General features: G+C 67.5%; 12 protein-coding genes and 1 pseudogene. 7 read left to right on the top strand and 6 right to left on the bottom strand.

The genetic code is table 11. The features are described from left to right. Positions 1 to 19 precede the first annotated feature (19 nt). The 5 genes and pseudogenes from KHN96_RS02005 (at position 20) to KHN96_RS01985 (ending at position 3,601) form a co-directional block, all read left to right on the top strand. Positions 20 to 684: pseudogene (locus KHN96_RS02005) on the top strand (ankyrin repeat domain-containing protein). After that, the gene (locus tag KHN96_RS02000) at positions 623 to 1,156 is read left to right on the top strand and encodes a nucleoside deaminase (protein ID WP_309473846.1); all 534 of its coding nucleotides are present in this window, start codon (positions 623 to 625) and stop codon (positions 1,154 to 1,156) included. The pseudogene KHN96_RS02005 and the gene KHN96_RS02000 overlap by 62 nt, the downstream one beginning before the upstream one ends. Further along, positions 1,153 to 2,379 (top strand): CynX/NimT family MFS transporter, encoded by a 1,227-nt coding sequence (locus KHN96_RS01995; protein WP_115044474.1) that lies wholly within the window; start codon positions 1,153 to 1,155, stop codon positions 2,377 to 2,379. The genes KHN96_RS02000 and KHN96_RS01995 overlap by 4 nt, the downstream gene beginning before the upstream one ends. Positions 2,380 to 2,819: 440 nt before the next feature. Continuing rightward, complete coding sequence (gene fur / locus KHN96_RS01990) at positions 2,820 to 3,257, top strand: ferric iron uptake transcriptional regulator (protein ID WP_045219432.1); 438 nt, start codon at positions 2,820 to 2,822, stop codon at positions 3,255 to 3,257. Positions 3,258 to 3,355: 98 nt separating this feature from the next. Continuing rightward, positions 3,356 to 3,601, top strand: a complete 246-nt coding sequence (locus tag KHN96_RS01985; RefSeq protein ID WP_045219434.1) for a hypothetical protein — start codon at positions 3,356 to 3,358, stop codon at positions 3,599 to 3,601. Positions 3,602 to 3,605: 4 nt separating this feature from the next. Here the strand turns inward: KHN96_RS01985 and KHN96_RS01980 are convergent, their stop codons facing one another. From KHN96_RS01980 to KHN96_RS01960, 5 genes are all read right to left on the bottom strand, one after another. Continuing rightward, a complete protein-coding gene (locus KHN96_RS01980; protein WP_062738761.1) occupies positions 3,606 to 3,911 on the bottom strand; it encodes a hypothetical protein in 306 nt (101 codons plus the stop codon). A 108-nt stretch (positions 3,912 to 4,019) separates the two neighbouring features. Beyond that, on the bottom strand, positions 4,020 to 4,340 hold the full coding sequence (locus KHN96_RS01975; protein ID WP_045219438.1) for a DUF6587 family protein: 321 nt from the start codon (positions 4,338 to 4,340) through the stop codon (positions 4,020 to 4,022). Further along, positions 4,337 to 6,202 (bottom strand): ferrous iron transport protein B, encoded by a 1,866-nt coding sequence (gene feoB / locus KHN96_RS01970; protein WP_045219440.1) that lies wholly within the window; start codon positions 6,200 to 6,202, stop codon positions 4,337 to 4,339. Before feoB ends, KHN96_RS01975 begins: the two co-directional genes overlap by 4 nt. 44 nt (positions 6,203 to 6,246) lie before the next feature. After that, complete coding sequence (locus KHN96_RS01965) at positions 6,247 to 6,558, bottom strand: FeoA family protein (RefSeq protein WP_045219442.1); 312 nt, start codon at positions 6,556 to 6,558, stop codon at positions 6,247 to 6,249. Positions 6,559 to 6,939: 381 nt separating this feature from the next. Then, positions 6,940 to 8,796 (bottom strand): ABC transporter ATP-binding protein, encoded by a 1,857-nt coding sequence (locus KHN96_RS01960; protein WP_062738762.1) that lies wholly within the window; start codon positions 8,794 to 8,796, stop codon positions 6,940 to 6,942. A 79-nt stretch (positions 8,797 to 8,875) separates the two neighbouring features. Here KHN96_RS01960 and KHN96_RS01955 point away from each other — a divergent pair, with 79 nt between their 5' ends. After that, positions 8,876 to 9,022 (top strand): hypothetical protein, encoded by a 147-nt coding sequence (locus KHN96_RS01955; RefSeq protein ID WP_157774024.1) that lies wholly within the window; start codon positions 8,876 to 8,878, stop codon positions 9,020 to 9,022. A gap of 293 nt (positions 9,023 to 9,315) precedes the next feature. Beyond that, positions 9,316 to 12,855 carry an EAL domain-containing protein gene (locus KHN96_RS01950; protein WP_115044476.1) on the top strand — a complete coding sequence of 1,180 codons (3,540 nt, stop codon included), beginning with the start codon at positions 9,316 to 9,318 and terminating at the stop codon, positions 12,853 to 12,855. A gap of 17 nt (positions 12,856 to 12,872) precedes the next feature. On the opposite strand, the gene KHN96_RS01945 is transcribed toward KHN96_RS01950, so the two are convergent. Further along, positions 12,873 to 14,462 (bottom strand): methyl-accepting chemotaxis protein, encoded by a 1,590-nt coding sequence (locus tag KHN96_RS01945; RefSeq protein ID WP_045219449.1) that lies wholly within the window; start codon positions 14,460 to 14,462, stop codon positions 12,873 to 12,875. Positions 14,463 to 14,502: the final 40 nt, after the last annotated feature.

Raw genomic sequence — 14,502 nt, 5'->3', positions numbered from 1 at the left:
ACATGCGCGAGGCTGCAGCATGGCGTTGCATGTCTGGAAGCGATGGATCGTCCTGGCTTGCGCATGGGGCGCGGCCGCAGGCGGCGCGGCAGCCGGCGAGCCCGCATGGCTGCTCAAGGCCGCGGCACAGGGCGACACTGCCAAGGTGCTCGAGCAATTGAAGCAGGGCGTGCCCGTGGACGTGCGCGACGGTGGCGGCAACACGCTGCTGCTGGCCACGCAAGGCAACCACGTCGACACGGCGCGCGTGCTGATCGACGCCGGCGCCAACGTCAACGCGCAGAACACGCGGCTCGATAGCGCCTATTTGCTGGCTGGTGCGGAAGGGCGGCTTGACATCCTGCGCATGACGCTCGCACACGGCGCCAACCTCAAGAGCACCAACCGCTACGGCGGCACCGCACTGATCCCGGCGTGCGAGCGCGGCCACGTGGCGGTCGTCAGGGCGCTGCTCGACGCCGGCATCGACGTGAACCACGTCGACAACCTTGGCTGGACGGGCCTGCTCGAAGCCATCCTGTTCGGCGACGGCGGCCCGCGTCATCAGCAAATCGTGCGTCTGCTGTTCGAGCGCGGCGCCAACGTCAACCTCGCCGACGGCCGGGGCGTGACCCCCTGGAGCATGCACGCGCGCGCGGCCAGAAGGCGATCGCCGACATGCTGGTCCCTGCCAGCGCCCGATGACTTTTTGGAGAAACCCATGACCCATGAACAACACATGCGCGAGGCCGTCGCGCTGGCCCGCGCCAACGTCAACGAAGGTGGCCTGCCGTTTGGCGCGGTGCTGGTACGCAACGGCGAGATCGTCGCGCGCGCCGTCAACGAGGTGCACACGACCAACGACCCAACCGCGCATGCCGAAATGCAGGCGATTCGCCAGGGCAGCCACGCGCTGGCCACGCCCGACCTGACCGGCGCGGTGATGTACGCAAGCGGCCATCCGTGCCCGATGTGCTTCGCGGCCATGCACCGCTGCGGTATCCGCGCGGCGTACTTTGCGTACTCGAACGAAGACGGCGAGGCGTTCGGCATGTCGACCGCCGCCATGTACGCCGAGATCCGCCGTGCCCCGGAAGCAGGCGAGCTGCAGTTGCGCCCGCTGAAACCTGCGGGTGAGCACGGGCTTTACGACGCGTGGCAGGCGCGCCAGGCATGAGTGACGCGGCCGTACGGGGCGCGGCCTCGGCCGCATCGGCCGCGTCATCCGCGTGGGCCGATGCCGGATGGATCGGCATGGCGGTGGTGATTGCGCTCGGGCTGAACCTGCGGCCGATCCTCACGACCATCGGCCCGCTGCTGGCGGAGATTCGCTCAGGCACGGGCCTCGGCCTGCCGGGTGCGTCGCTGCTGACCGTGATCCCGGTGCTGTGCATGGGCAGCGTGGCGTTGTTCCTGCCGTGGCTCGCGCGCTGGCTGCCCGAACATCGCGGCGTGGCATGCAGCCTGCTCGCCATTGCAGGCGCATGCGCGTGGCGCCTGTGGGCGGGTGATGGCCTGTCGCTGATCGCCAGCGCAGCGCTGGCCGGCACCGGCGTCGCCATCGTGCAGGCCCTCGTGCCCGGCATCGTCAAACGATGGTTCCCGCGGCGCGTGCCGATGGCGCTGGGTTTGTATTCCGCGTCGCTGATGGCCGGCGGCGGTCTTGCCGCCACGCTGAGCCCGCGCATCGCCCACCTTGCCGACTGGCACGTCGGTTTGGGGGTGTGGGCCGTGCCTGCGCTGGCCGCCTTGATGCTGTGGACGACGGCGCGGCCCCGCGAGGCAGCTGCCGCCGTGCAGCGCGGGCCGGTGCTGAGCTTCTTCGGCAATCGCCGCGCATGGCTGCTGGCCGTCTACTTTGGCGTGACCAACGGCGGCTACACCAGCATGATCGCGTGGCTGCCGATGTTCTATCGTCAACTGGGCTGGAGCGCGCAGGATGCCGGCGGCCTGATCGGCGTGATGACGATGTTCCAGGTGTTGGGTGCCTTCACGGCGCCGGTGCTGGCGCGGCGCTGGCCAGACCGCCGCCCGTGGCTGTTGGCGATGCTGGTCCTGCAACTTGGGGGGATGCTGGGCTTGCTGCTCGCTCCAACGGCGGGGACCACGCTGTGGGTGGCGCTCATCGGGGGCGGGCTGGGCTCGATGTTCTCGCTGTGCCTGGCGCTCACGCTCGATCATCTGCCCGACGCGCGTGCCGCCGGCTACCTCGCCGCGTTCGTGCAGGGCATCGGCTTCATCATCACGGGCATCATTCCTTACGTCGTCGGCTGGCTGCGCGCGGCTACGGGAAGCTTCCAGACGCCGTGGCTGCTGCTGATCGGCGTCATCGTCGTGTCGATGGCCACCACGCTGCGCTTCTCGCCGACAGGCTATGCCCGCGCAATCGGGCCGGTGTAACTTGCGCGCGACCGGGTGACCCCACCCGGCGCATGGCCTTCCGCGGCCACCAAAAAATTCTTGAAATGCGAATCATTCGCATTTATAGTGTGTCCATCGACGGCGCTGCAGTCGGTGGAAACGTCTCTACGGCCTCTCCATCGCACGGCGCGTCGAGCCGAATTCCGCCGCGTGCGCCGTGCTCCATCAGGTGGGCGCACCCGGCAACCGATCTTTTGTGGGGACCGCTCTGACACACAGAGCGTTTGGCCGTAGCAAGCCGCCCGACAGTCGGGAAAGCACTCAGACCCCGCTTTCCCGACTGCGTCTTTCCCGGGCTGCCAGCCATGCCGTTTTTTTTCAGAACGCAGCGACTGCGCGTGAAGGATTGCGATCCCGCTGTTTCTGGTTCTGCCTGCAGTACCGCCCCCCGGTCGTACCTCATTCACGCCCCCAACGCCATGCCAAACTCGACCGACCTGCGCCGGGCCGGGCTCAAAGCCACGTCGCCGCGCGTCAAGATCCTGGAAATCCTCGCTGCCGGTACGGAGCACGGCCGCCACCTGAGCGCGGAAGATGTCTACCGCCAGTTGCTCACATCGGAGCTCGACATCGGTATCTCGACCGTGTATCGCGTGCTCAACCAGCTGGTGGATGCCGGCGTGCTGCTGCGCCACACGTTCGAGGCGGGTCATGCGGTCTACGAAGTCAATGAGGGCGCGCATCACGACCACCTCATCTGCATGTCGTGCGGCCGTGTCGAGGAGTTTCACGACGATGCCATCGAGGCCCGGCAAGAGCGCGTCGCCAACGAGCGCGGCTTCGTGCTGCGCGACCACGCGCTGGCGCTGTATGGCGTGTGTCCGGCCTGCCAGCCGCCGGCAGGCACTTCACACTGATGTGACGCGGTAACGCCCTGAAACATCATCGGGGCGATCGTGGCGAAACTCATCTGGCGGCAGCGGTTCCAACAGACCGTGTTACCCAGGAGATGCCGATGCGACGCCGTTTGAAGTCCGAAGACGAACTCAAGACCTTGCTGGCCCGCTGCGTTCAGCAACATCCGGAATGCGCGCAATGCGAGTTGCGCGCGATGTGCATCCATCGCCCCGACCATACCGGCTGCAACTGGAGCGCCGAGTTCGATGTCCGCACCGACGACGATGAAGCGGCTATCCGCGGACTGTCCGTTGCCAAGCGCTTGCTGATGCGGGCGCGCACGCAGTACAACGTCGCGCGCTGAGCCGCTATCCCCTTGCCTGCCGGGCGATCCGGTCGAGCAGTTCGCGCGCGGTCTCGGTGTGACCCTGCTGTGCCAGCAGGCGCGCATTCAACACGAGGTTTTCCAGCACAAGCTTGGCGATGCTGGCCGTGAGCGAGACGATCACCTCGTCCTGGCTGAAGTGGGCATCTTCCATTTGCGTCAGCTGGCGCGACACCAGCCTGCAGACCAGGTCGCGCAACATCTGCTCGTCGAAGGGCAGGTTGGCGAAATCCACCGGGTCTTCCTTCTCGACTTCCGCAATCAACTGGACCAGCAGTTCTTCGGTCATGACGCGTCCCCCGTTCAGGTTTGGACCAGTCTACGCCTGCGCTTTCCAAAAACACAACGGGCCCGCGTGATTCGGGCCCGTTGTGTTGTGATGTGGCGTCGACGCCAGCTATTTGCGGCGTACGAAGCGGATCGGCTGTTCGACGGTGGCTTGCGATGATGATTCGCCCGAGGCACAGCCGCTGCAGCCACTGCCGCACGCGCTGCCCGAGAGCGGGTCCGAATGGCACGATGGTGCCTCGCCGGGGGTCAGCAAGCGCTGGCCGAACGCACGCATCCATGCCGGCCTCGACGGACGGTCACACCAGCCAGCCATACGCGCCATCGTGCGGGCACGCATGTCCGCCGCATATCGGCCCGTCAATGACAGCGCACTGAGCGCCACGACGGTGGCGACGACGCCGGTTTCGACCACGTGATACACGCTCATGTCAGCACCCGTGCGATCTGGTAGGTGGCAAACGCGGCCAGATAGGCCAGCGCAAACAGATAGCCCGCCGTGCCCGCCATCACCTTCCAGGAGTTGGTCTCGCGGCGGATGGTGGCCAGCGTCGAGATGCACTGCGGCGCGTAGACGAACCACGCGAGGAACGCCAGCGCCGTGGCCAGCGACCATTGCTGCGCGATGACCGGGGCCAGCTGCGCGGCCGCATCTTCGTGCGTGGCCGACAGCGAGTACACCGTCGCCAGGGCGCTCACGGCGACTTCGCGCGCGGCCATGCCGGGAATGAGCGCGATGCACATCTCCCACGTAAAGCCGATCGGCGCGAACACGACTTCCATCGCGCGGCCGATGTAGCCGGCAAAGCTGTAGTCGATGGCCGGACCCGTTGCGCCGGCCGGCGGCGACGGGAACGTGGACAGGAACCACAGCAGCACCATCATCTTGAGGATGACCGTGCCGATGCGGCGCAGGAAGATGCGCGCACGCTCGATCAGCCCCACCGCCAGGTTGCGCACGCTGGGCAGCCGGTAGGACGGCAGCTCAAGAATGAGCGGATGCTCGCTGCGGTCGCGCTTGAGGTACTTCAGCACGTAGGCGACGATCAGCGCCGAGACGATGCCGGCCATGTACAGCCCGAACAGCACCAGCCCCTGCAGGTTGAACACGCCCCACACCTGGCGCACCGGAATGAACGCGCCAATCAGCAGTGCATACACCGGCAGCCGGGCCGAGCACGTCATCAGCGGCGCGACGAGGATCGTCACCAGACGGTCGCGCGGGTCCTGGATCGTCCGTGTCGCCATCACCCCCGGGATCGCGCATGCAAAGCTCGAGAGCAGGGGAATGAACGACCGGCCCGACAATCCCGCGCCCGCCATCAGCCGATCGAGCAGAAATGCAGCCCGCGGCAGGTAGCCCGATTCCTCGAGCGACAGGATGAAGAGGAACAGGATCAGGATCTGCGGCAGGAATACCAGCACGCTGCCCGTGCCGGCGATGATGCCGTCGACGAGCAGGCTCTTGAGCATGCCGTCTGGCATGACCGTGCCGACCCACGCGCCCACGGCTTCCACCGCGCGCTGGATGCCTTCCATGAGCGGTTGTGCCCACGAGAACACCGCCTGGAACATGAGGAACATCAGCACGGCAAGCAGCGCCAGGCCCAGCACCGGATGCAGCACGATGCGGTCGAGCCGGTCGTCCAGCTCGGCCGTGCTGCGCGGCATGCTGACGGCGGCGTCCAGCAGGCGCTTGACTTCGACGTGCGGGTCGGCGTCGGCGGGCAGCCCCACCGGCGCCGCCGGCAACTGCTCGTGATCGATGTGCGCGACGAGTTCGGCCGCGCCATTGCGCTTGATGGCCACCGTCTGCACGACGGGCACACCGAGCGCCGCTTCCAGCCTGGCGCGGTCGATGCGGATGCCGCGGCGCTCCGCCGCATCCACCATGTTCAGGGCCAGCACCATCGGCAGGCCAAGGCGCTGCAGTTCCAGCACGAAGCGCAGGTGCAGACGGAGGTTCGTGGCGTCGACCACGCAGACCAGCAGATCGGGGCGCGCTTCACCGCGGAACGTGCCCAGACAGATGTCGCGCGTGATGGCCTCATCCGGGCTGGTGGCGACCAGGCTGTAGGCCCCCGGCAGATCGAGAATCTGCACGTGCCTGCCCGAGGGCGCGGTGAAGCGGCCTTCCTTTCGCTCGACCGTCACGCCCGCGTAGTTGGCCACCTTCTGGCGGCTGCCCGTCAGCAGGTTGAACAGCGCGGTCTTGCCGCAATTCGGGTTGCCCACCAGCGCAACGCGCAATGCGGTCGAGGAAGAAGAGGAGGAGGAAGCGTGCATCTGCATGAAGCCGGATAAGCGGGCGGCGGGCGCGGCCAGTCGTGGGCGGCTCAGGCCGCCTCGCGCACCTTGGCGGGCGGCGCCGTCTCGGCGGCGGTGATCGATGGGGTGGCGGGCTGCGCGGCGGCCTCGGTGCGCAGGCGCACGCGATCGGCCTCCTGGCGGCGCAGCGCAAAACGCGTGAAGCCGACCTGCACGACCAGCGGGTCGCCGCCGAACGGTCCCACGGCCACCACGCGCACCGGTTCGCCCGTCACGAAGCCGAGTTCGCGCAGGCGTTGGCTGATGGGATCGGCGGGCTCACGGTCTTCAACGTGATCCACCACCGCCGTCGCCCGGCGGGAGAGCTCGGAAAGCCGCATCGTGCGTATCGTTAACGTGATAACTGGAAGGCAGCTGCGAGAGCCACGTAAATGCGAATCGTTTTCATTATATCGCAACCGGACTGTGGCGGGACTGCGGCACCCGGTCGCCGGGGTGGATATCCACGTGGGGTGGCGGCGTTGCGCCGAAGGCACACACACGGACCGATGTGTGGCGCAAACCCGCTGCGCAGGCAGGGTTTTTTCCAAATTACCCAATCCTAGGTATTGGCGCGGGTGAGGGCCATTGCCTATGCTTCAAACGCGCTGAACTTCCCCGTTCAAAGCGTATTCTTGAGGCCACCGGATACCGCTATCCGGTGGCTTTTTTCATGGCCGCTGCCGCTTGGCCCGGCTCGCCGCCGTCATATTGGCCGTGCGCTACTGGATGGCGTCGGACATCTCATCCTGCTCCTCGCCGAGGAAGCCGCCGCTCTGGTGGCGCCAGAGCCGCGCGTAGGTGCCGTTCCGGGCCAGCAGGGCAGCGTGCGTGCCCTCTTCGATGATGCGCCCCTGGTCCATGACGATCAGCCTGTCCATGGCAGCGATGGTCGACAGCCGGTGCGCGATGGCGATCACCGTCTTGCCCTCCATCATCGCGTCCAGGCTTTCCTGGATGGCGGCCTCGACTTCCGAATCCAGCGCGCTGGTGGCTTCGTCGAGCAGCAGGATCGGCGCGTTCTTCAGCATGACGCGCGCGATGGCGATGCGTTGGCGCTGGCCGCCCGAGAGCTTCACACCGCGCTCGCCGACCAGAGTGTCGTAACCCGTCCGGCCGTGCGGGTCGCTGAGCTGGCGGATGAACTCCTCGGCCTGCGCGTGGATGGCGGCGTTGCGGATCTCCGCGTCGGTGGCGTCCGGCCGGCCGTAGGCGATGTTGTCGCGGATGGACCGATGCAGCAGCGATGTGTCCTGCGTGACCATGCCGATCGCGCTGCGCAGGCTGTCCTGCGTCACCTGGGCGATGTCCTGGCCGTCGATGCGGATGTGGCCGCTGTCGACATCGTAGAAGCGCAGCAGCAGGTTGATCAGCGTCGATTTGCCGGCGCCCGAGCGGCCGACCAGGCCGATCTTCTCGCCGGGGCGCACCTTCAGGCTCAGGCCGTCGATCACCTGGCGTTCGCCGTTGTAGTTGAAGCTGACGTTGTCGAATTCCACCTCGCCGCGCGTGACATGGAGCGCGGGCGCGCCGGGTGCGTCCTGCACCTTTGCCACGCGCGTGAGTGTGGCCATGCCGTCCTGCACAGTACCGATGTTCTCGAACAACGAAGCCATTTGCCACATGATCCAGTGCGACATGCCGTTGACCCGCAGGGCCATGGCCGTCACGGCCGCCACCGCGCCGGTGCCGACTTCGCCCGCCCGCCAGAGCCACAGCGCATAACCGCCCGCCGCCGCGATCAGCGCCACCACCAGCGTCTGGTTGACGATCTCGAACTGGCTCACCAGCCGCATCTGGCGAAAACCGGTGTCCTTGAAATCCTCCATGGCCGCGCGGGCGAAATGGGCTTCGCGGCGCGTGTGCGAGAACAGCTTGACGGTGGTGATGTTGGTGTAGGCGTCGGTCACGCGCCCGGTCATGGACGAGCGCGCATGGGCCTGCTCCTGCCCGACCTTGCCAAGACGCGGCACGAAGTAGCGCATGGCCAGCCCGAACAGCACCACCCAGGCGATGAACGGCAGCATCAGGCGCAGATCGAAACCGCCCGCCAGCGCAATGATGGTGATGAAGTACACGCCGATGGCGAGCACGATCTCGATGAAGGTGAACAGCACCTCGCGCACGGCCAGCGCCGTCTGCATGACCTTGGTGGTCACCCGCCCGGCAAACTCGTCCGAAAAGAACGACAGGCTCTGGCGGAGCATGAGGCGGTGGAAATCCCACCGCAGCCGCAGCGGAAGATTGATGGCCAGCACCTGGTGCTGCACCATCGTGCGCAGCGCCACCAGGCCGACGCTGACCACCAGCACGATGCCGATGCCCCACAGCACGCGCTGCGCCTGCGCGGCGGCTTCGTGCCCGGCCTGCCATGCCGACAGCAGGTCGACCACCTGCCCAAGAAACGAAAACAGCCACGCCTCATAGACCGACACGCCGGCACTGAGCAACGCCAGTGCCGCGATGTAGCGGCGCGTGCCGCGGGTGCAGGCCCACAGGAAGGCGGCCAGGCCCTTGGGCGGCAGCGGCGGCTCATCGGGCGGGAAGGGGTCGAGCAGGTGTTCGAACGCGCGGAGCAAAGGAGCCTCCGAAGGCAGGGGAAAAACGCGGCAGACTGTGCCGGAGATCGGGGGAAAGGGTAACTCGTTCCCGGTTTCCGTGTCGGACGCTGCTCGGCAGCCGCCCGTCAGCACGGCCGCCAGCGAGGCTGTCGCAGGCGCCGCATCGACCGCCGAGCGCATCGTGTTCAAGATCCGGTGGGCCATCGACGCGCACGTTGACCCATCGGTCGCCGCACGGTTTTAACGATTCTGCGGCCAGCCGCCTGATGCCGCCGCCGCCCAGTACAGGGCCTGGCTGCCGGCGGTACGGGCACGGGGCTTGTTTGGCCCCGCCTTGCGGCGCTGGGGCACAGTTGTGTGCTGGCTATCCACAAGTTGCGTGCGATAGGAATTGCAAGCAAAATGCCTCCGCACTGCGTCAACCGTTTTTCGGCACGATGCCGCATCGGCATCGTGCGCTCGAACGGTCGTTGAGCCGCGCATCGTGCCAATGCAGGGTGCACACTCTCTCCATATCAGGCTCTACCGGTCATTCAAGTGCCGAAGCACGCTTTTTTTCCCACCACGCTGCGCGGCCGCTTGCTCGCTCTGGCCGCGGTGGCCGCATTGCCGGCCATCATCGTGGCGACGGCCGGCGTGGCGCTCTACCGTGACCGGCTCAATGACCATCTCGCCCAGCGCCTGACCCACGAGACCGAAGCCGCCGCCGCGCGTGTAGGCATGGTGCTGTCCAATGCCGACGCGCTGCTTTCCGTGCTGGTGGCCGACGATTCGGCGCTGCGCATGGAAGCCACGGAATGCAGCCGCTTCGTCAGCCGCGTCTTCCGCAATCAGGACACGCTCGCCGGACTGGGCATCGTCGATGCGAACGGCAAGGTCGTTTGCGCGCCCGATGCGTCCAGGCTTGGTCTCGATGTGTCCGACCGCCAGTACGTGCGAGACGTGCTGGCCAGCGGCAAGCCGGCGCTGTCGCCGTTTGTGACGGGGCATGTATCGCACCAGCCCGTTCTGGTCACCGCCCGTGCGCTGGTCGGAAGCGACGGCAAGGTACGTGGCGTGGCCTACGCGGCGGTGCACCAGCGTGCACTGATGGCCGCCGCCGTGGACGGCGAGCCGGGCGCACCGGTCTACCTCGTCGATGCAGCCGGCAACGTGCTCTCGCACCTGGGCGAACCCGCGCGCGCGGGCATGCCGCCGGTTGTGCGCGAGGCGCTGTCCGTCATGCCTGGTCCAGCCGGCCGGCCCCTGCTGACCAACGACGCCGACGGTGTGCCGCGCGCCTATGCCGCCATGGCGGTGCCGCCGCACGCAGCCGCCGGCCGCCTGCACGTCGTGCGCGGGTTGGATGCCAGCGATATCGTCCGCCAGCAGCGCAACATCACGCTGGCCGGCGGCGGCGCGATCCTGCTGATGGTGGCGCTGCTGCTTGCGCTGATCCAGGGCGCGATGCGCCGGCTCGTGATGCCCCGCATCGATGCGCTCGTCGACGCGGCGCGCCATTACACGCGCGGCGACTTCTCGGCGCGGGTCACCGAGCATGGCGATGCGCGCGATGAACTCTCGCTGCTCGAGCGCACCTTCAACGAGATGCGCGCCGCTATCGCGCGCCACGACGCCACCGTTCACCGCCTGACCGAGCGCTTCCAGCGTGTGGCGCGCGCCACCAACGACTGGATCTTCGACTGGGATATCGCCACCGGAGAGTCGTGGGCCAATGCCAGCCTGCACCGCCTGCTCGGCAGCGATGCGCTGCTCGGGCCCAGCGAGGGGGACGGCGTTTCGCGCACGCTGACGTTCCAGCAGTTCGTGCATCCGGACGATGTCGAGGCGTTTGGCGCTGCACTGCGCGCGGCACTGAATTCCGATCGCGACAGCTGGCACCAGGTCTGCCGAGTGATCGACGCCAATCGCACCACGCGCACGGTGGAAATTCGGGCGAGCCTGTATCGCGCAGAAGATGGCCGCGCCCTGCGCATGGTGGGCGGCGTGACGGACATCTCGCAGCGCTCCGCCATCGAGCAGGAGCTGCGCGCAAGCGAGGCGAACCTGCGCGTGGCCGAGCAGATCGCCCAGCTCGGCAGCTGGCGCTGGGACGTGCTGCGCGACTCCACCACGTGGTCTTCAGGCATGTACGTGCTGACGGGAACCCCGCCTGGCGCACCCCCGACCTTTGCGCAGCAGGCGCAGTTTTTCACCGCAGACAGCTACCACCGCCTGCGCGAGGCCGCGAGCCGCGCCGTTACCGAAGGCCAGCCGTACTCGCTGGAACTGGAGATGATCCGCCGCGATGGCGAGCGCCGCTGGGTGCTCTCGCGAGGCAACATCGAGCGCAACGAGCAGGGCGAAGTCGTCGCGCTGTTCGGCACCATGCAGGACATCACCGAGCGACGCGAATCAGACGAGCAGCTGCGTCTGCTGCGCCGTGTGGTCGAATCGGTGCCGTCCGGCATCACCGTGGCCGATGCCCAGCAGCCGGACCTTCCCGTCGTCTATGTGAACCCGGGCTTCGAGCGGATGACCGGCTATCGCGCTGAAGAGGTGCTCGGCCGCAATTGCCGCTTCCTGCATTCGTCCGAGCCAGGGCAGCCGGCGCTCAATGAAGTCCGCGCGGCGTTGCGCGACGCCAGTGAGATCCGCGTGCTGCTGCGCAACTTCCGCAAGGACGGGCACGCGTTCCTGAACAATTTCCTGCTCTCGCCCGTGCGTGATACGCAGGGTGTGGTGACGCACTACGTCGGCATTCAGGACGACGTGACCGAGCAGGAGATGACGCGCGCGCGCCTTGCGCAGCACGCCACGATCGATCCGCTCACCGGCCTGCCCAACCGCACGTTGCTGGCCGACCGCGTGCAGCAGGCGGTCGAGATGGCGGCGCGCCAGCGCAGCCGGTTCTACGTGGCGCTCGTCAACATCGATCGCTTCAAGGTTGTCAATGACAGCCTGGGCCACCTGCTGGGCGACGAAGTCCTGCGCCGCGTGGCCGAGCGCCTGCGCGACGCCGCCGATTCGGTGGACACCGTCGCGCGCTTTGGCGGCGATGTCTTTGCGCTGGTGATTTCGCATGCCGGTTCGCGCGGCGTGGATTTCGGCTTCGACCTGTTTGCCGAACCCATCCGGGCGGAAGGCCACGAGGTGTTCGTCACCGCCAGTATCGGGGTGGCGGAATATCCTGCCCACGGCCCCGATGCCGACACGCTGATCCGCCACGCAGAAATGGCGATGTACGCGGCCAAGCAGAACGGTCGCAACCGGCTGGAGTTCTTCGCGCCCGAGATGGACATTGGCGTGTCGTACCGCCTGAACCTCGAGCACCAGATCCGGGCCGCACTGGAGCACGGCCAGTTCCGGCTGCTGTATCAGCCGCAAGTCGATAGCCGGACCGGTCGCGTATGCGGTCTTGAAGCACTGATCCGCTGGGTCCACCCGACGCGCGGGCTGCTGCCGCCGGCCGCGTTCATTCCGGTGGCCGAAGAGAGCGGCCTGATTGTCGAGATCGGCAACTGGGTGCTGAGCGAGGCGGCGCGCCAGCGCGCGGAATGGCACTCACGCGGCCTGGCCGACGGGCTGACCGTGGCCGTGAACGTGTCGCCGCTGCAGTTCAAGCGGGGCACCGTGCTGCCGACGCTGCTCAGGCTGCAGCGCGAGTATGGCCTGAGCTCCGGTTTCCTGGAGCTGGAGGTGACCGAGTCGATGCTGATGGAGGGCACCGAGCGTACGATCGAAGACCTCACCGCGATCCGGCAACTGGGCGTGCGCATCGCCATCGACGATTTCGGGACCGGGTATTCGAGCCTGGCCTACCTCAAGCGCCTGCCGATCGACCTCATCAAGATCGACCGCGCCTTTGTCAAGGACATCGATCGCGACTCCAACGATGCGGCCATCTGCACGACGGTGGTGGTGCTGGCGCACAACCTCGGCGTGAAGGTGTGCGCCGAAGGCGTGGAGGACCCGGCGCAGTCGGCCTTCCTGGCCTCACACCAGTGCGACGTGCTGCAGGGCTATTACTTCAGCGAGCCGCTGCTGCCCGATGCGGTGACGGCGCTGCTCGAGCGCGATACGCGATTCGCCCTGTAGGCGCCGCCGCCACGGCGTCATGCGCGGAACACTGCCACGGCATGCTTCAGCGCTTCGGACTGGCGCGCCAGCATGGAGGCTGCCGCCGCCGCCTCTTCCACCAGCGTGGCGTTCTGCTGCGTCACCCCGTCGAGCTGCGAGACTGCCGCGTTGATCTGCGCGATACCGCTGCTCTGCTCGCGCGAACTGGCCGAGATTTCCGACATGAGCTGCGTGACGGTCTGCACCGACTGCACGATCTGCGTCATCGTGGCGCCGGCCTGGTGCACCAGCTCCACACCATCGCGCACGGACTGGTCGGACGCGCGAATGATCTCCTTGCTCTGCGCCGCGGCCTGGGCGCTGCGCTGGGCAAGGCTGCGCACCTCGCCGGCCACCACGGCAAAGCCGCGGCCTTCCTCGCCGGCGCGTGCGGCTTCCACGGCGGCATTGAGCGCCAGGATGTTGGTCTGGAACGCGATGCTCTCGATGGTGGCGATGATCTCGGTCACGCGCTGGCTGTCGGCGCGGATGGCGTCCATGGTCTGCACCACGCGCTGCACGAGCTGGCCGCCGTCGGCCGCGACCGTGGAGGCCTGCTCGGCCAGCGCGGTGGCCTCGCGGGCGTGGTCGGCATTGGCGGCCACCATCGAGGTGAGCTCATCCATGCTCGACGCGGTCTGCTCGAGTGCCGCCGCCTGCTGCTCGGTGCGCGACGACAGGTCATGGTTGCCGGCCGAGATCTGCAGCGTGCTGTGCGCAACGTTGGCGGCGCCATCCTGGATGTCGCGCACGATGGACGACAGGCTTGCGCGCATCGTGCCCATGGCGCGCATCACTTCGCCAAGTTCGCCCGTGGCGCGCACGTCCACCGCCGAGGTGAGATCGCCGGCCGCCAGGCGTGTGGCCAGCGTGGCCGCTTCTTCAAGTGGGCCGATCAGCGTGCGGGCCAGCAGCATGCCGGACAGCGTCGCCAACCCCGCGCAACCCACGCCGGTCAGCCACAGCCAGTCGCGGCTCAGCACAAGCCACGGCGTGCCGTGCAGGTCGGCCGCTTCCAGCGCGATGTGCGCCCACAGCGTACCGATCAGGATCGCAATGGCGATCAGGGTTTGCAGCCCGATCACCTTGAAGCGCAGGCTGTCGCGCTGGAACAGGTTCAGCGCACGCCGCCAGCCCGTGCGCTGGATGTGCCCTGCACGCACGGTGTACGACCGGTCGCCCGCGTTGATGGCCGCGTAGGCGCGTTCGGCACGGGCCACCTGCGCAGGCGTGGCCATGGAGCGCACCGACGTGTAGCCGACAATCGCGCCGTTCTGGAACACCGGCGTCACGTTGGCAAGCACCCAGTAGAAGCCGCCGTCCTTGCGTCGGTTCTTGACGAGACCGCGCCACGGCTTGCCGGCTTGCAGCGTGGCCCACAGATCGGCAAAGGCGGCTTCGGGCATGTCAGGGTGGCGCACGAGGTTGTGCGGCGCGCCGATCAGCTCTTCGTGTGCAAAGCCGCTGACACGCACGAACGCCGGGTTGGCGAAGACGATGCGGCCTTTGAGGTCGGTCCGGGAGATCAGGTAGTCCGTTGGGGTGAGGGCGGTTTCGGCCTGGGTGACGGGCAGGTTCTTGCGCATGGGATGCGGCGCTTCGGGGCGCGGAGCAATGGGAGGGAAA

This window comes from Ralstonia mannitolilytica (assembly GCF_905397375.1).
In the GTDB taxonomy this organism is placed as follows: Bacteria; Pseudomonadota; Gammaproteobacteria; order Burkholderiales; family Burkholderiaceae; genus Ralstonia; species Ralstonia mannitolilytica.
The sequence above is the reverse complement of the archived record's forward strand: the minus strand, read 5'-3'. Positions and strand labels throughout refer to the sequence as shown.

Excerpts from the sequence above, each read along its gene's own strand:
- KHN96_RS01945 (WP_045219449.1), bottom strand. The coding sequence starts at position 14,462 with ATGCGCAAGAACCTGCCCGTCACCCAGGCCGAAACCGCCCTCACCCCA.
- KHN96_RS01975 (WP_045219438.1), bottom strand. The coding sequence starts at position 4,340 with ATGAGCGTGTATCACGTGGTCGAAACCGGCGTCGTCGCCACCGTCGTG.
- KHN96_RS01980 (WP_062738761.1), bottom strand. The coding sequence starts at position 3,911 with ATGACCGAAGAACTGCTGGTCCAGTTGATTGCGGAAGTCGAGAAGGAA.
- fur (WP_045219432.1), top strand. The coding sequence starts at position 2,820 with ATGCCAAACTCGACCGACCTGCGCCGGGCCGGGCTCAAAGCCACGTCG.
- KHN96_RS01995 (WP_115044474.1), top strand. The coding sequence starts at position 1,153 with ATGAGTGACGCGGCCGTACGGGGCGCGGCCTCGGCCGCATCGGCCGCG.
- feoB (WP_045219440.1), bottom strand. The coding sequence starts at position 6,202 with ATGCAGATGCACGCTTCCTCCTCCTCTTCTTCCTCGACCGCATTGCGC.
- KHN96_RS01985 (WP_045219434.1), top strand. The coding sequence starts at position 3,356 with ATGCGACGCCGTTTGAAGTCCGAAGACGAACTCAAGACCTTGCTGGCC.
- KHN96_RS02000 (WP_309473846.1), top strand. The coding sequence starts at position 623 with ATGCACGCGCGCGCGGCCAGAAGGCGATCGCCGACATGCTGGTCCCTG.
- KHN96_RS01965 (WP_045219442.1), bottom strand. The coding sequence starts at position 6,558 with ATGCGGCTTTCCGAGCTCTCCCGCCGGGCGACGGCGGTGGTGGATCAC.